The sequence below is a fragment of the Thermoanaerobacter sp. A7A genome, assembly GCF_000445185.1.
GTDB lineage: Bacteria > Bacillota > Thermoanaerobacteria > Thermoanaerobacterales > Thermoanaerobacteraceae > Thermoanaerobacter.
Genome location: NZ_AVAF01000014.1, coordinates 1 through 15,044, shown reverse-complemented (window position 1 = coordinate 15,044; position 15,044 = coordinate 1). Strand labels below are relative to the sequence as shown.

At 36.9% G+C, this 15,044-nt stretch carries 21 protein-coding genes; all 21 read left to right on the top strand.

Translation table 11 applies throughout. The features are described 5' to 3' along the window. The coding region (locus tag M663_RS0101250; protein WP_273702579.1) for a hypothetical protein at positions 1–526 on the top strand (526 nt) is incomplete at its 5' end. Continuing rightward, the gene (locus M663_RS0101245) at positions 510–1,055 is read left to right on the top strand and encodes an SAF domain-containing protein (RefSeq protein ID WP_029687669.1); all 546 of its coding nucleotides are present in this window, start codon (positions 510–512) and stop codon (positions 1,053–1,055) included. The genes M663_RS0101250 and M663_RS0101245, both read left to right, overlap by 17 nt. Positions 1,056–1,060: 5 nt before the next feature. Further along, positions 1,061–1,777: an AAA family ATPase gene (locus M663_RS0101240; protein ID WP_029687668.1), complete on the top strand. Its 717-nt coding sequence runs from the start codon at positions 1,061–1,063 to the stop codon at positions 1,775–1,777. Next, positions 1,746–2,903, top strand: a complete 1,158-nt coding sequence (locus M663_RS0101235; RefSeq protein WP_029687667.1) for an ATPase, T2SS/T4P/T4SS family — start codon at positions 1,746–1,748, stop codon at positions 2,901–2,903. Before M663_RS0101240 ends, M663_RS0101235 begins: the two co-directional genes overlap by 32 nt. A 3-nt stretch (positions 2,904–2,906) precedes the next feature. Further along, positions 2,907–3,812, top strand: a complete 906-nt coding sequence (locus tag M663_RS0101230) for a type II secretion system F family protein (RefSeq protein WP_029687666.1) — start codon at positions 2,907–2,909, stop codon at positions 3,810–3,812. Then, complete coding sequence (locus M663_RS0101225) at positions 3,809–4,558, top strand: type II secretion system F family protein (RefSeq protein WP_029687665.1); 750 nt, start codon at positions 3,809–3,811, stop codon at positions 4,556–4,558. The genes M663_RS0101230 and M663_RS0101225 overlap by 4 nt, the downstream gene beginning before the upstream one ends. 33 nt (positions 4,559–4,591) lie before the next feature. Next, positions 4,592–4,810 (top strand): hypothetical protein, encoded by a 219-nt coding sequence (locus M663_RS0101220; RefSeq protein ID WP_273702578.1) that lies wholly within the window; start codon positions 4,592–4,594, stop codon positions 4,808–4,810. Positions 4,811–4,815: 5 nt separating this feature from the next. Continuing rightward, entirely contained in the window at positions 4,816–5,199 is a 384-nt protein-coding gene (locus M663_RS14405; protein WP_273702577.1) for a hypothetical protein, read from the top strand. After that, positions 5,196–5,606, top strand: a complete 411-nt coding sequence (locus M663_RS0101210; RefSeq protein WP_029687661.1) for a hypothetical protein — start codon at positions 5,196–5,198, stop codon at positions 5,604–5,606. Before M663_RS14405 ends, M663_RS0101210 begins: the two co-directional genes overlap by 4 nt. Continuing rightward, positions 5,603–6,424, top strand: a complete 822-nt coding sequence (locus M663_RS0101205) for an AAA family ATPase (RefSeq protein ID WP_029687660.1) — start codon at positions 5,603–5,605, stop codon at positions 6,422–6,424. Before M663_RS0101210 ends, M663_RS0101205 begins: the two co-directional genes overlap by 4 nt. A 52-nt stretch (positions 6,425–6,476) precedes the next feature. Beyond that, positions 6,477–6,920 (top strand): hypothetical protein, encoded by a 444-nt coding sequence (locus M663_RS0101200; protein WP_029687659.1) that lies wholly within the window; start codon positions 6,477–6,479, stop codon positions 6,918–6,920. Positions 6,921–6,935: 15 nt separating this feature from the next. Continuing rightward, the gene (locus M663_RS0101195; RefSeq protein ID WP_029687657.1) at positions 6,936–7,523 is read left to right on the top strand and encodes a hypothetical protein; all 588 of its coding nucleotides are present in this window, start codon (positions 6,936–6,938) and stop codon (positions 7,521–7,523) included. Between the two features lie 207 nt (positions 7,524–7,730). Further along, entirely contained in the window at positions 7,731–8,510 is a 780-nt protein-coding gene (locus M663_RS0101190; protein WP_029687656.1) for a hypothetical protein, read from the top strand. Between the two features lie 58 nt (positions 8,511–8,568). Continuing rightward, positions 8,569–9,882 carry a hypothetical protein gene (locus M663_RS0101185; RefSeq protein WP_029687654.1) on the top strand — a complete coding sequence of 438 codons (1,314 nt, stop codon included), beginning with the start codon at positions 8,569–8,571 and terminating at the stop codon, positions 9,880–9,882. Further along, positions 9,882–10,274, top strand: coding sequence for an A24 family peptidase (locus M663_RS0101180; protein WP_273702580.1), 393 nt, complete (start codon positions 9,882–9,884; stop codon positions 10,272–10,274). Before M663_RS0101185 ends, M663_RS0101180 begins: the two co-directional genes overlap by 1 nt. Positions 10,275–10,303: 29 nt before the next feature. Next, positions 10,304–10,822 carry an HD-GYP domain-containing protein gene (locus M663_RS0101175; protein WP_029687651.1) on the top strand — a complete coding sequence of 173 codons (519 nt, stop codon included), beginning with the start codon at positions 10,304–10,306 and terminating at the stop codon, positions 10,820–10,822. Further along, positions 10,815–11,843: a ParM/StbA family protein gene (locus M663_RS0101170; protein ID WP_029687650.1), complete on the top strand. Its 1,029-nt coding sequence runs from the start codon at positions 10,815–10,817 to the stop codon at positions 11,841–11,843. Before M663_RS0101175 ends, M663_RS0101170 begins: the two co-directional genes overlap by 8 nt. A gap of 13 nt (positions 11,844–11,856) precedes the next feature. Further along, complete coding sequence (locus M663_RS14400; protein ID WP_180367011.1) at positions 11,857–12,033, top strand: hypothetical protein; 177 nt, start codon at positions 11,857–11,859, stop codon at positions 12,031–12,033. 267 nt (positions 12,034–12,300) lie between these two features. Continuing rightward, positions 12,301–12,627: a hypothetical protein gene (locus M663_RS0101160; protein WP_029687649.1), complete on the top strand. Its 327-nt coding sequence runs from the start codon at positions 12,301–12,303 to the stop codon at positions 12,625–12,627. 117 nt (positions 12,628–12,744) lie between these two features. After that, positions 12,745–13,593 carry a radical SAM protein gene (locus M663_RS0101155; protein WP_029687647.1) on the top strand — a complete coding sequence of 283 codons (849 nt, stop codon included), beginning with the start codon at positions 12,745–12,747 and terminating at the stop codon, positions 13,591–13,593. Positions 13,594–13,717: 124 nt separating this feature from the next. Next, entirely contained in the window at positions 13,718–14,764 is a 1,047-nt protein-coding gene (tcmP, locus tag M663_RS0101150) for a three-Cys-motif partner protein TcmP (RefSeq protein WP_042805010.1), read from the top strand. The last annotated feature ends 280 nt before the right edge of the window (positions 14,765–15,044 follow it).

Genomic DNA, 15,044 nt, shown 5'->3' with positions numbered 1-15,044 from the left:
TCTTGCAACCGGAATCGAAGCGCTGGACAAAAAGCTTTCTGATGTACTTCCTAATACTGCAGCGGTGTACTACAGGGAAGCTGTTTTTAATTTTAATTTTGACACCCTGATTTTTTCCGAGGCTCTTACAGGCAGCTTACCAGCAGAAAATCTGCTTTTTGAGGTGAGAAAAAGAGGAAGGAGGGTTATTTTCCTTGCAGGAGAAAGCATTAATAAAGACCTCACAGCCAAACTTTTCATAATGGGAATATATGACTTAGTATTTGAGCCTGTAACAGCTGAGAAAGTAAAAGAGGTCCTTGAAAAGCCCAGAAACTTTGGAGATGTAAGCTATCTGCTGACGGATTTAACTAGCAGTGAACTGAAAATTGAAAGCTTTGCAAAAAGTATAGAAACCGCAAAAAAGCAGATAGAGGGCATAATTAAATTTTTAGGCGAAAGCTACCGGTGTACCGATTTAAATGAAGGCCTTTTAGAGATTGAAAAACTTCTAGTAAAGGAGGTCCTTTATGAGCAAGATTATTAAAATTGCCTTAATAACAGCTGCTGTTTCTGCAGCTTTTATGCTTGTGTTTATGCAGAACATCCAGAAGACAGAAAAAGTGGTCATTGTGGAAAAAGACATACCTGCAGGCACTGTTATCTCAGAGGATGCAGTAAAGGTTGTTGATGTACCTGCTTCAGCAGTTAAACCTAACTATGCCAGAAGCCTATCCAATGTTGTAGGGAAAGTTGTGAAGGAAGGAAGAGTAAGAGGAGACTTCATTCCAGTTGAAATTTTAACTTCAAAAGATTCTCAACCCTTGGGCCCTGACCATGCTGTAATGACAGTTTCTGTAACTTCTGTAGAAGCAAAGACACTTCAGTCAGGAGATACAGTAAGCTTTATAGTCTTTGACCAGACAGGCTCTAAAGTTCTTGATGGCTTTAAGGTAATCTCAGTTGTGAAGGAAGACTCCGATAAGGCAAGCTTAATTCTCAACGCAGATTTAAACTCTGCAGCACAGCTTGTGCCGTACTTGAAGCTCAATTCATTCAAAGTAGTAAGAAGGTGATAGAAATGGTTGTTACAGTGTTCAGCCCCAAAGGCGGTGTGGGGAAGACCACACTTGCTTTAGCCCTTGCAAAAGTGCTGAGCGAGACAAATAAAGTATGTGTTCTGGAGTGCGACTTTTCTCCCGGAGATTTTGTGTCTCTGCTTGATTTAGACAAAGAGAAAAACATAGTCAATGCATGTCTGGGAAACTATAAAGCCTGCCTTCAAAAACCAGCAGGTGAGAGATTTGATGTCATAGTCGGCGGCTTTCCAGACATGCAGGAAAGCTTAAAATATGCGGACGTGGAAAAGCTTATTGACAGCCTTTCAGGTGAATATGATTATGTGCTGATAGACTTACAGCCTCAGATTTCTGAGGTTACTGTCCCTGCCCTTTTAAAAGCTGACAGGGTTTTATTTGTCCTAGAAGACGACATATCAGCAGTCTCAAGAACAGTTGGAATGCTTGAGTATTTGGAGCTGCACGGCTTTCTGGATGTAAATAAGGCCTGTGCCGTAATTAACAAAGTTAAAGGAAAAAAGAAGTACATCACTGCTGTAGATTTAGGTATACCGGTTATTTATTCTATTCCTTATTTGCGCAGGCTGAGTGAGTACAAGGATAAGAAAATGATAAAGCACGCCAGAAGCTTAAAAGATGCTCTTTTTGGATTAAAAAAAGAAAAATCTTTGTTAAGGAGGCTTTTAAATGGCTTTAAGAGAGTTAAGCAGAAGAATTAATGATGGAGCAGTAGATGTTGAGAGGATGACAGATGAGATAAGAGAAGTTATGATGAAGCACCACGGCAAGCCGAATATTAAAGATATACTGAGGGAAGAAATTAAGGAGTATCTCAAAAAGAAATATCCTTTTGCACTAGATAGGCTTATAGAATACACAGAAATGCTATACTCTTCTCTATACGGCTTGGGAATTATAGAGAAGTACCTTAAAGACCCGGAAGTTACGGACATACATGTGAACGGCACGAAGATAATGTACAAAAAAGCGGGAGTAAAAATAGACGCAGAAGAAGAGTTTCCTAATGAGCAGGCTGTTAGGGTCATACAGGACAGAATCCTTGCACCACTCAATAAATCAATCAACATAGCAAATCCCTCGCAGGATGCGGAGCTTTATGACGGCTCCCGTGCTCTTTTAGTTATACCTCCAGAATCTGATAAGCCCATCATAATTATCAGAAAGCACAATCTCTTAAATGTACCTTTGGAGGAATTAGCGAAGACAACGGTAGGGCTTAATGAAGACATGCAGAAGTATTTCAAGAAAGCAGTGAAAGACAGAAAAAACATCATAGTTGCAGGAGAAACAGGCGCTGGAAAGACGACGTTTATTAATTCTTTAGGCTTTGAGATTCAGGAAAAGCATGTTGTGGCTGTATTAGAGGACACAAGAGAAATTAAGCTTCATATACCATACGTTTACTACTTCAAAACGAGAAAGGGAACGGCTGAAGCAAGAAGCGTAACTTACTCTGACATACTCAACGACTGCTTGAGAGCAGACCCTGATAGAATAATTCTCACTGAGACAAGAACACCTGAAAGCGCCTATGAGCTTATACACACCTTAAACACAGGCCACAGGGGCTCTATGACAACAATACATGCAAATTCCTGCTTGGATGCCCTTTTAAGGCTTGAAATGTTAATACAGGAGTTTAAAAATCTCGACTACAGAATCATACGAAAGCTCATTTCAAGGGCTGTTGATATTGTCGTATTTTTGAGGCTTACTGAAGACGAAAAAGGAAACTTAAAAGGAAGAGAGCTTGCTGAGGTGGTTGAAATTGAGGGCATAGATGAAAATGGAGACTACATTTTAAAGCATGTGGTAGGTGACTGAAAAATGGCAGTCTCTTTTCTGTTTGGAGCAGCTGTTTTTATGATTGTAATTCTTTTATACAGCATTAAAGAAAACAGAAGGCTTAAGCTTAAAAGAAGGCTTGAGAGGCATTTGGTAACACCGCAGAAGAATGAGCTCAGTATAGTCGATTTGTTCGGCTTAAGAAGCTTTACTGAAGCTTTAGATAAAAAACTTAAAAAGAGCGGTATTAAGGCAGATGCAGAAGAAGTATTTTTGTGGTTTATTCTATTTTCTGTCGTATCAGCCTTATTTCTGAGCTTGAAGGGTTTCACCCTGCTTGGCCTGTCACTTCCTGTTATGCTTTACTACCTTGGAGATTATGTTCTTGACTACTTAGGAAGAAGGAGAATAAGAAAGACTGAAGAGCAGTTCAGGGATTTTGTTAAAATGCTCAGTGCATATCTTAAAATGGTGCCGAGCTTCGCAGGAGCTTTTATAAAGGCAGCAGAGGAAGTTGAAAGTCCTTTAAAAGAGCACACAGACAGGGTCGTAAGAAAATTTGAGCTGGGAGAAGATTTAGAAGAGGCATTAAAGGAGCTTAAGAGTGTTGAGAGCACATATATAAAGGCATGGGCTGACAGCATAATCTTTGCTGTAAGGATGAAGTCTGATTTGTCAAGAGTGTGTGAGAGAACAGCTAAAAAGCTTTATGAAAGGATAAAGATGGCCAACAGAGTTGCTGCCATGACTGTGCAGGCAAAATCTTTAATGGTTTCCCTTGCAGGCATGATGGCTTTTATGATTGTTTCCACTATGTCAGTAAGCCCTGATTTTGTTAGGGCTTTTTCTACACCTATAGGAAAATTGGTAATTGTTTATACCGCTTTAAGCTACTTTGTATCAACCCTTTATATCCTGAAAAGAATAGATAAGGAGATGGAGCTATGAGGAGGATTGTTTCAAAAAAATACCTTCAAAAGCTTGGGATAAAGCAGGACATGATAGAAAAGTGGGATAAAGAGATTAAGGCAGTAGGAGGAGTTAAGATACTTTTCTTTAAAGCTCAGGATGTGCTTGAGCTTTTTTCTTTCGCTACTTTAGCTTTAGGAGGTCTTCTTGTTCTTACAGTAATAGGAGCAGTAAACGGTGCAAATATTTTGGCTCTTTTATCTGTGTTTGCAGGCTCAGCTATTATGTTTTACCAGTACTGGAGAAAGCCAATCGAGAGCTGGAGGGAGAGCTTCTATAGGGAAGAAGAGCTCCCTGCAGCTTTAGAGATATTTATAAGCGGACTGGAGGTGGGAATGACTGCTGAGAACATAATAGGCTACATTGTGAGGACTAGAAAGGGGGTGGTAAGGGACCTTCTCTATGAGGCACAGGTAAGGCTTGATACAGGAAGCTCTTTAAAAGATGCACTTACCTTTGCAGCAGATAAAAGCTTAAATGACCACTTTAAAAGATTTGTAAAGGCTGTAACAGGAGAGCATGAGTCAGTAAAGGATATGAGGGAAAACTTAGAAGAGCTTTTAGAAGAAGTTGAGGAGAAAAACTTCAACCAAAAAATTGAAAGAGCTGGAACACTAGACAACAGCTTATTTTTCCCTATCTTTCTGGGATACTTTGTCCCAATTTTGATTATGTTTGCACTGCCTTTTGTTATATCTTTGAGAAGCTTCTTTAATCTGTTTTAAATAAAAATTTTTTAAGGAGGTAGATGTTTTATGATGAAGGCTTTACTGGCAAAAGTTAAGGAAGTGGTGGGAAGATTTTTTAAAGACAGAAAAGGAGACCACAACCTTTTATCAACAGTAGGCTTAATCGCAATTGTGGTCGGAATACTGGTTGTGGCATCTCCGACACTAAGGGAGCAGATCATGAATATGATAAACAATGCTCTTTCTTCTGCTTCCAGCTTCTTTAACAATGCCGTTCAGGGCAAGTGATTAAGATGATGAGGAAATTTTTAAAGGACAGAAGGGCAGCTTCTCAGCTCATTTCCTCGGCTGCCCTTATTCCTATTCTTCTTCTTATTCTAGCTTCTACAGTCAATATTGCTGTGGTAAGTAACATGCAGACACTTGTAAATGAGGCAGCCTTTGAAGGAGCAAGGATTGGAATAAAGTCTGACACCCCAGAGCAGACAGCTCAGATGGCTGTAGTAAACTTTGGAAATGGAATATCAGGCTGGAAAATAGGAGACAGGCTTTCTGTAAATACTGCAGTAAACAGCGGCATACTTACTGTGGAGGTCAGGTATACCTTCACTCTTTTAGGAGGACAGCAGAAGACTCTTGTGGGTAAAAGCTCCCTAAGGCTGGGTGATACGCCGTGAATGTTCTAAAAAATTTTTTTAAGGATAAAAGAGGAGACGCTGTCCTCCTTTTTATGCTGTTTCTGATAATATTCTCAATCCTTTTTATGTACGCTGTTCACAGTATATCAAGAGGAGTTGGTGCAAGGGAGGAGCTTGTTAAGATATGCGATGAAATAGCTTTAAATATTGCAGTTCCAGCTGTAAACATGCAGTACGCCCAGTCAGGCGATTTAATTATAGACACTAATAAGGCTTATTCTTTAGCTCTAAATACATTTAAAGATTTAGGAATACCAGTTAAAAATGTAAGTGTGACTGTCAAAAACAGATACATTTATGTAACTGCTTCAGTTTCAGGAGAGATGTACGGCACTTCAAGAGATATAACTGTTACGGGAATGGCGAAAGCGAGGGATGTGAGATGAAGGTGCTGATTGTTTCAAATGATAGAGAGTATGTCAGGAAAGCAAAAGAAATTTATGAAAACGCTGATGTGGCTTTATCTGTAGAAAGTGCTGAAATTATGACGAATAAGAAAAAGTATGATTTTATTGTGGGCGATTTAGTGAAAGACAGCTTTAACGGATATGCAGTAAAGGAGCTGAATGGAGAAAAAAGAAAAGAAAAAATACTGCCTTTAAAGCAGGAAGTTATTGCAGTATATTCTTTTAAGGGTGGTGTGGGGAAAACCACACTTGTGAAAACTCTTCTTGAAAGCTTAGATAAAGATATAAAAGTGCTTGTGGTGGATTTGAACTTCCGTGATGGAGGTTCAGATTTAAGCTTTATGCTGGACCTTCCTGTCCTCCCCCACATTGGAATGTGGCTTAAAGAAAGAACAAGAAAAAGCTTTTTTGAAAATTTAATTGAGTACAGCTCAAATGTGTCTATACTTCAGGCTCCTCCTAAAGTAAGCCTTGTGAGAGATATTAAAGAAAGCGATGTTGATGCGGTTGTGAAGTTTGCGAGAAGCAAGTTTGATGTAATAATTTTTGACCTTCCGGATGAGTTTAATGAAGTTGTTAAGGCTGTGCTTGATAATGCTACAAAAATAGTTGTGTTATCGAGAGGGACAGAAGGAGAGTTTGGAAGAATGAAGGAGTTCCCTTATGAGTTTTTAACAGTATTTGTTAAGCCGGAAAAAAGGTTTAAGAAGTATGTGAAGCTGCTGAATTTGAAATATAAAGTCGTTAGTAATCTTAGTAAAGAGATTGATGCGGTATGCGATTTTATTTTCTCTTGATTATAATTTTAATTTTGTTGTAAAACCTCTATTTTAAAAAGAAGGGGTTTGTATGATAGAGGTACATGTTTGGGCATACTTCTTGACACTAGCAGGCTACATTATTGCAGGCTTTGTAAAAGGTTGGAGTGCAGCTTATCTTACTGCAGGAGTTGTTATATTCGGGTTACCCATAGTACTTATCGGGGCTTCAATTATTTGTGATAAATTCGAAGAAATTACTGAAAGGAAGAAAGCGGAGGAGCTTTTGAAAAATATTGAGATTGACATTGAAAAGATTTATGAGCCAGAAAGCTGGTACAGGGTTTATCACTGCGTGTTAACAAGCGAAAAAATAAACACAAAATGTGCTATAACATGCTATAAAGATTCAGATGAAATTCATTCTGTTCGGCTATCTCCTGAGTGGATAAAAGCAAATAAAAGCACCTATCAAAAATGTGGTTGGGCATTAAAAGAAATAGTTGCTAAGACATTTAAGGAAAATAAATTTTGAGGAGGTAGGTAAGATATGAAGAGAGCTTTAAGCTTTGCTTTGACATTACTTCTTGCCATTGCTCTAGTGGCGGGCTGTGGTGATGTAAAGAAAGATACAGGCAAAACCGAAAATACTGTAAATGAAGCTGTTAAAAGTGAGAAGGTAAATCCTCAAAAAGAGCTCACTGCAGGAACAGTAATAAGTTATAATAACAGCGAAATAGTCTTAGAAAGCGGTGGAGAAAAAGTTAAGTATGACTTTGCAGCTAAGAAAACTGTATTTGTTGAGGGAATGCCCAAGGACATTAAAGAAGGTGTGTTTGTGAAAATCATAAGAAAAGATGGTGAAAATTATATTTATGTCATTACACAGGGCAGAAAAGAAGCTCTTGAAGATGGAAGCACAAGTGCATTAGGCATTTTAAAAGAAGCGAATGATAATTATGTTGTGTTAGATGTAAATGGAAAGGAAGAAAGGTACACTGCTTCAGGTAAAACTGTTATGCAGAAATTTTCTGATTCAGGTAAAGTAATGAGGTATAATAAAGATAAGCTCAAAAACGGAAACTGGGTAAGGGTACTGGTCGATAAAAATAATGAAGTGATGAATATAGTCTACTAATTCACCGCCCTCCGGCACAAAAGATTTTATAAATGCGTCGGGCTTACGGTCAAGGTGCCTTCGAACATAAACGGCCTCCTCCCCAAAGGGTCCCCTCCATTTATCCTTCGACTCCACCTTGACCCGCCCTCCGCATTCCTATCTGTTTTAACTGACCGGAGGGCGGTAACAGGTTTTTGAAAAAATTTTAACTGGAGGTGAGCTTTTATGAGGAAGATAATAGCTTTAGTGGTAGTCATAGCACTTGCTGTGGCAGGGTATCAAGTTTATGGAGATGAGAATAAGAAGGCAATGTTAAAAGAAAAAGTAAATGAAGTTATATACGATGCAGAAAATTCATTATATTATATTATATTATACCAAAGAATAAGAAAAGATTTACAACCAGAAGCAGAACAACTTGTTAAAAATTTTCCTAATAAAACTTTAAAGATTGTTTTGTTAGATGGACAAGAAATTGATTTCTCTTTAAAAAAAGTAATTGTTGCTGAAGTAATAGTTGATAATTTGCTAGGGGAAAAAGGAGATTTAAATCTATTTGGAAAACATAAGATATATACTACTCATAATGTAGATAAAGAATTGTTAAATAAATGTTCAAATGAAAATTTCCTTATTGATAAAGTTTATTTTAAAAATAATAAGTTGGTATTTAGCGCGCCACCATTAATTTCTCCCAAAGCTAACGATTTGACAAGCTATCCAACTGTTACAAGTAGTGGAATATTGTATCTTATTTTAAGTAATGAATTAATGAAATATACAGATACCAATTCTAAAAGCTATCTTCAGGCAATTAATTCAGACCTATTAATGGAAGAAACCAGAATAGAATCTTTGCTTATTCAAATCTATACAGAAAATATATTTAACGGGAACCCGATTTACGTTAAATCCTACTTCCAATACAAAAACGGCAAGTTTTATGAAATCAAGCGAGAAAGCAACGTAAAAGAATACATCGAATGGGCTAAAAAGAATTTATAGGCAGGTCAAACCTGCTTTTTTATTTTGCCTAAATTTTAAAGGGAGGTGTTTTCGAAAAATGAATAAGTTCAAGGCTCTTTTTTTATTTGCCTTAGTTACTCTTTTAAGCATTAACACAACCGCCTATGCAGGAGACTGGGTAAAGCTCAACTCAAACGGCACAAAGATGTGGGTAGACACATCTCACTGGGAGACAAAGCAGAGATGGGTCACAAGCGGGTACTGGACAACACAGCGGGTGTGGGTGCCTGAGCAGGGTCACTGGGAGAAATATTGGGTAGACACATCTCATTGGGAAACAAGGCAGGTGTGGGTTAAGAGCGGGTACTGGGACACAAAGAAGGTGTGGGTTGACACATCGCACTGGGAAACCAGAAAAGTCTGGACCGATACTTCACATTGGGAAACCAGAAAAGTCTGGGTTGATACATCGCATTGGAAATACAGAAAAATTTGGGTAAATAGCGGTTATTGGAAGACTGAAGGAGTATGGGTAAAGAGTGGACACTGGGAATATAAATATTTAATACCTATAAGTTTTATAAGTTTTGCAGGAGGAACTCACCGGAATGTTTATATCAAATGGGGACGTAAATGGGTCGATACATCACACTGGGAATACAGAAAAGTCTGGGTAGATACTTCTCACTGGGAAATTCGAAAAGTCTGGGTCAAGAGCGGGTACTGGAAAACCGAAAGAGTCTGGGTCAAAAGCGGCTACTGGAAAACAGAGAAAGTCTGGGTCAAGAGCGGTTATTGGACAACACAGCGGGTGTGGGTGGATACTTCGCACTGGGAGACTCAAAGAGTATGGGTTCAGGACGGCTACTGGGCTCAGAGGTGGGTAGTCGAAGTTCCCGGCCACTACGAGACAAGACAGGTGTGGGTTGACACATCGCATTGGGAGACATACAGAGAGTGGGTCAAAAGCGGTTACTGGGATGAAGTCCACGGCACTATCTCTGTTTCTAAAACACCTCAGTATGTTTTCACAAATAAACACACCCTCCCCGACGGTTCTGTCTGTGACATGACTCTTAATATTTCTTATGCGCTTAATAAAAAAGTAGCTAACATTAGAGCAGTACATGTTGTGAACAGGTATCAGAACAAAGGTGTGCTTTATGTTGAGCCTTATTCAGTTACAAAAAACGTTGGAGGCACTTCAGGAAGTACTGTGCTGAAGTTCCAGTATGAGAAGCCGGGCGATGAAAACTCAACCCTCCATGTTTACTTTGACCTTGAAGGCGGAGGCTCACTCGAGATACAGATGAGCATACCTATAAATGGAATTTATGCAGATTCTAAGTTTAATATCCCTGACCCTGTCTTCAAAAAATCAATCAAAGATTCAGAGGTGATAACATTTTGATGATTAAGATTTTGATTTTGATTATCCTCTTTTTCGCTGCTGTAGAAGACATAAAAAAGATGGAGGTGGGCTATATCTACCCTGCCTCCATCTTAGCTCTCTCTTTTGTTAATTTCTTTTTAAAGCCTTATATAAGCCTAAAATTTTATCTATTTAATTCCTTTTTAGTATTTGCAGTCCTTTTTCTTTTCTGGCTTCTTGGAGGAATAGGCGGAGGAGATGTAAAAGTTCTAACAGCATTGTCTTTCTATGCAGGTTTCAGGATATGGGATATTCTTTTATTTTCATCTGGGATTTTTTTAGTTTATTCTCTTCTTCTTTTAAAATTTAAAAAAAAGCAGCTTCCTTTTATCCCTGCTGTTGCTGCTGGAACGCTTTTAAGCTTTTTGTAAATTTTCAATAAAAGAAAGGAGAAGAGCTTTTGGAGGACCTTATAAAACACCAGTACAGTGTTGGAGTACTGTGCAGGAATATTGGAATTTACATGGGCCTGCCTCTAAAAGAAATTAAACTTCTTGAGACTGCTGCTTTTTTTCATGATATTGGGAAGTTATTTGTACCAAAAAGTTTGCTTAACAAGAAGGAACCTCTATCACTCGAAGAATTTGAGGTAGTAAAAATGCATTCATTATATGGTGCAGAACTGCTTAGAAAAATTGGATTTGACAGAATTATAGTTTCTGCAGTAAGACACCACCACGAGAGATACGATGGAAGAGGCTACCCTGATGGCCTGCGCGGTGGAAAAATTCCCTTGTTTTCAAGGATAATTGCGGCAGCAGATGCGTTTAATGTTATGACAACTGGCAGGATATATAAAAAACCTATTTCAAATGATAAAGCATTTGAAGAGTTAATAAGATGTTCGGGCACACAGTTTGACCCTGAGGTAGTAAAAATTTTTGTAAAAATGTTTAAGGAGGAGGATGCATATGTTTAAGGTTGGTTTGGATGTCGGGTACGGGTATGTAAAAGGAGTCAATGAAAAAGGAAAAGAAATACTATTCCCTTCACTGGTTGGAAATGCATATGAAAGAGTTTTAACTGGCCTGTTTGGTGCAGATAACAGAAAAACTGATAATATGCACGTTGTTATTATGAATGGGAAAAAGGAAGAGTATTTTGTTGGAGAGCTGGCCAGAAGAGAAGGAAAAAATGTCTCGTACGTGTTTGATGAAGATAAAATAAATCACCCCAACACAAAAGCTCTTATTACGGCATCGTGCCTTCTGCTTTTTCCGGGAGAAGAAGTTCCTGTCCATGTTGTTACCGGCCTTCCACTGGAGCAGTATGTTCACAAAAAAGAAGAGTTTAAAAATATGTTGAAGAATTTTAAGGTTATGGCGTATTTTAAAGGAGACGAAAGGGTAAAAACAATCAAATTTGAGAGGATTACTATTTTTCCTCAGGCAGCTGGAGCAGTTTACTATGCAGTTTTGGATGATGTTCAAAAGTATCTCATAAAAGGCAGCTATATTGGCTTAATCGATATTGGATTTAAAACTACTGACTTTATAGCTTTCATGGTGGAAGATAGACTCATTCTGAGGGAGGATATGTCCGGTACAATGGAAGTAGGGATGTCGGTTTTGAATAATGCAGTAGATAAGATGTTTACACAGAAGACTGGAAGCAAGATAGATGTGTCAGAGCTGATAAGGCTTATAAGTGACGGGAAAATATTCTATAAAGGAAGGGAACTTGATTTTACAAAAGAGATTGATGCAGTGCGCAGCGAGATTGCAAGGGTAATGAAAGATAAGATAAAGCTGATATGGGGAAGTAAGCTGGACTTCTTCAATACTGTCTTTCTGGCAGGTGGAGGAGCAAAAGAATTAGTGGAATATATGAAGGATTTTTACGAAAAGATAGTATTGGTGAAAAATGCACAGTTTGCAAATGCCAGAGGATTTCTTAAAGTTGCGGAATTAGAGGAGAAAAAAGCAGTTAATGTGCGGTGAAAGAGGGGAGAATATGGGCAAAAGAATAAGAGATGAAGAAGAACTGAACTACAAGAATGTGTGGGAGCTTATGAAACAGATGGTGGATTACTATACCTCAGAGAAAAAATACCTTACAAGGAGGGAGATTAAATATATAATCAGGGTGTGTGAGAGCAGGCAGCCGTCAATACCCATAAAAGAGAGATAAAAATGTCCGACATTTTGTGTCCGACATGAGTTTTATGAGATGGGAACAGGTTTTGAAGGATGTAAAAAAGACTTTTGTCCGACATATTACGAGGTTGAATAATTGGTATTTGTCGGACAAAATTATACTTTTGTACCTGCAAATACTTAAAAATCAATGCTTTGAGGTGTCAGACAAAACACGTCGGACAAAATTACTGATTCAAAAAGGGGAAATATAGATATGGTAAGGGGTTGACTATGTCAGACATATTTTTGAGGTGATACGATGAAAGAGAAAAAGTACAGCTTTAGAATAAGAGAAGGTGATAAAGATATTGTAGAAATTCTTTCTAACCTTGGTGTTTCCGAGTATTCTGATTTTATTAGAAATGCCATACGTTTCTATGCTGGATATAAAGACAGAATTGATGAAATTGAGAGAAAGCTGGATTGTATATTAAAAAAGATGGAGGGAACATCAGAAAATTTGTCAGTCAGTCCGTCAGTCGGTCTCTCAAATGATGAAGAAAATCAGAAAACTGACGAAACAGAAAAATTACTTATAGAGAGTGTAATGGATATTATCTCTATAAATTATAGTTACAAATTATAACTTTGCAAAACTAAAGATGAGATAAGAAAATCATAGAAAAAAGTTTAAATTTATGCAGGAAATTAATGAAAGATGTCGAGGTCTATTAAATGATGGTTTGGAAGGAGTGTATTTTAAATGAATAAAACAATAAGAAAAACTTTATTATATAAAACTGGTGTCGAATATGGTGACTATACTATAAATCACGTGGAAGGATGTGCTCATGGCTGTAAATTTCCCTGTTACGCATTTATGCTGGCAAAAAGATTTGGGAGGATAAAATCTTACGAAGAATGGATTAAACCTAAATTAGTTTCTAATTCGTTAGAAATTTTAGATAAAGAAATACCTAAATTGAAAGACAAAATAAATTTTGTACATTTAAGTTTTACAACAGATCCCTTTATGATGGGGTATCCGGAGGTTACCAATCTATCTTTGGAAATTATTAAAAAACTTAACAGTAATGGTATCAAAGTTACTACATTAACTAAAGGAATCTATCCTGACGAGTTATTAGATAAAAATAATTATAGTGAATACAATGAATATGGGATTACTTTAGTATCATTAGATGAAAATTTTAAAAAAGCATATGAACCTTATTCTTCTGATTATAAGGACCGAATAGAAAGCTTGAAGAAATTGCATAATGCAGGGTTAAAGACTTGGGTTAGCATCGAGCCCTACCCTACACCAAATATTATTAATCAGGATTTAAAAGAGATTCTAAACGAAGTGGCTTTTGTTGATAAAATCGTGTTTGGAAAACTTAACTACAATAAAGAAGTTAGTGAATATTTGTGGTATAAGGAATTCTACAATTATTGCACTGATGTAGTAATAAAATTCTGTGAACAACACAATATAGAGTATCATATAAAAGAGGGTACTATTACAGAAGATGCTCCATATATATTAGAAGGATGTAAAAAAGATACACAAGATTTATTTTTTAAACGTGCAAAGACAGCAGTAAAATAAGGAATAATGTAAGCAAAACATCGTATTGACCTGCAAAACGAAAAGGGTAGTAGTTCGTAAGTGTATATGAAAATTTTAACAAATTGTATTTTTGAAAGATAAAAGATAAAGGAAGGGGAATTTCATGTTTTTTGATGAAGTAAAAAGTCAGTCACTTATTAAAAAGGAAATTGTTGTTAAGTATTTTGATGCATGGGCTAGAATTATGAATAAGCGTAGTGATAGATTGGGCTATATTGATTTGTTTTCTGGACCAGGTAACTATAAAGATGGTACAGATTCTACTCCTATAGCTATTATGAAGTTAATTCTTAAAAACAATGATTACAGAAATAAATTTGTAACTGTATTTAATGACAAAAATAAAGGCTATATTAGTGACTTAAAATCAGCTATTAGTAATCTTGAAAATATTAAATCTTTAAAATATGAACCTATCTTTCTTAACCTTGAATTGGATATTAAAACAAGTGATATTTTTGCTACTACTTCAATAATACCAAGTCTTATTTTTATAGATCCTTGGGGCTATAAAGGTGTTACTCAAAAGTTAATTTCTTCATTAACTAAAGATTGGGGTTGCGATACAATACTTTTCTTCAATTATAATCGAATACGTTCTGGTATAGAAAATCCTAAGGTTGAAGAACACATGATAAGTTTGTTTGGAGAAAAAAGATATTTAAACTTACGTGAGAAGCTTAGTAAAAGCAATTGCCTAGATAAAGAAAGCTTAATTATGAATGAATTTCGTGAGGCCATGAAAGACATAGGTATTGAATATATTCTTACTTTTAGATTTAAAAATGAAGGCAAGGAAGATACTAGTCATTACATAATATTTTTGTCTAAAAACTTTACAGCACATAACATAATGAAAGAAGTTATGGCTTCATTGAGCTCAGATAAAATACATGGTGTTGCAAAATTTGAGTATATCCCTGATAAAGTGAGACAGCTTTCATTAAAGGATTTATACGAAAATCCTTTAAATGAATTAAGAAATGAATTGCTTACACAGTACGCAGGAAAAACAATAACTTTTGAAAGACTTTTTTATGAGCATAGTAAAAATAAACCTTTCATTAAAAAGAATTACAAAGAGGTACTTACTAGACTTGAAGAAGAAAGAAAGATACTTTGTAACCCTGTAGTTATAAAATTTTTATAGAAGAAGTGAAGGGTTCAGTTTTTTGGACCCATTTTTTGTTACTTTCCTTGTAGAACAACCTGTAGAAAGCACGATAGAAATGAATTCTACACCTTATTCTACACATCCCAGCGCCCACTCCTACCCTTTTTTCCTTGCCGCGCCTCACCCCGAGGCTTCCGCCTCGCCCTCGCTTTGCTTGGGTTTCGAAGCGAGACCCCGCTCTCTCATCATACTCCGCTAACGCTCTGAGAGAGCGGGGTCTCGCTTCTCAAGGGTTCGGCGCGGCTTTTAATTTCGG

Bases quoted from the DNA above. Each gene is read 5' to 3' on its own strand.
- M663_RS0101190 (WP_029687656.1), top strand. From the start codon at position 7,731: ATGAGGAAGATAATAGCTTTAGTGGTAGTCATAGCACTTGCTGTGGCA.
- M663_RS0101220 (WP_273702578.1), top strand. From the start codon at position 4,592: ATGAAGGCTTTACTGGCAAAAGTTAAGGAAGTGGTGGGAAGATTTTTT.
- M663_RS0101225 (WP_029687665.1), top strand. From the start codon at position 3,809: ATGAGGAGGATTGTTTCAAAAAAATACCTTCAAAAGCTTGGGATAAAG.
- M663_RS14400 (WP_180367011.1), top strand. From the start codon at position 11,857: ATGGGCAAAAGAATAAGAGATGAAGAAGAACTGAACTACAAGAATGTG.
- M663_RS0101245 (WP_029687669.1), top strand. From the start codon at position 510: ATGAGCAAGATTATTAAAATTGCCTTAATAACAGCTGCTGTTTCTGCA.
- M663_RS0101205 (WP_029687660.1), top strand. From the start codon at position 5,603: ATGAAGGTGCTGATTGTTTCAAATGATAGAGAGTATGTCAGGAAAGCA.
- M663_RS0101170 (WP_029687650.1), top strand. From the start codon at position 10,815: ATGTTTAAGGTTGGTTTGGATGTCGGGTACGGGTATGTAAAAGGAGTC.
- M663_RS14405 (WP_273702577.1), top strand. From the start codon at position 4,816: ATGATGAGGAAATTTTTAAAGGACAGAAGGGCAGCTTCTCAGCTCATT.
- M663_RS0101200 (WP_029687659.1), top strand. From the start codon at position 6,477: ATGATAGAGGTACATGTTTGGGCATACTTCTTGACACTAGCAGGCTAC.
- M663_RS0101240 (WP_029687668.1), top strand. From the start codon at position 1,061: ATGGTTGTTACAGTGTTCAGCCCCAAAGGCGGTGTGGGGAAGACCACA.
- M663_RS0101235 (WP_029687667.1), top strand. From the start codon at position 1,746: ATGGCTTTAAGAGAGTTAAGCAGAAGAATTAATGATGGAGCAGTAGAT.
- M663_RS0101180 (WP_273702580.1), top strand. From the start codon at position 9,882: ATGATTAAGATTTTGATTTTGATTATCCTCTTTTTCGCTGCTGTAGAA.
- M663_RS0101185 (WP_029687654.1), top strand. From the start codon at position 8,569: ATGAATAAGTTCAAGGCTCTTTTTTTATTTGCCTTAGTTACTCTTTTA.
- M663_RS0101195 (WP_029687657.1), top strand. From the start codon at position 6,936: ATGAAGAGAGCTTTAAGCTTTGCTTTGACATTACTTCTTGCCATTGCT.
- M663_RS0101230 (WP_029687666.1), top strand. From the start codon at position 2,907: ATGGCAGTCTCTTTTCTGTTTGGAGCAGCTGTTTTTATGATTGTAATT.
- tcmP (WP_042805010.1), top strand. From the start codon at position 13,718: ATGTTTTTTGATGAAGTAAAAAGTCAGTCACTTATTAAAAAGGAAATT.
- M663_RS0101160 (WP_029687649.1), top strand. From the start codon at position 12,301: ATGAAAGAGAAAAAGTACAGCTTTAGAATAAGAGAAGGTGATAAAGAT.
- M663_RS0101155 (WP_029687647.1), top strand. From the start codon at position 12,745: ATGAATAAAACAATAAGAAAAACTTTATTATATAAAACTGGTGTCGAA.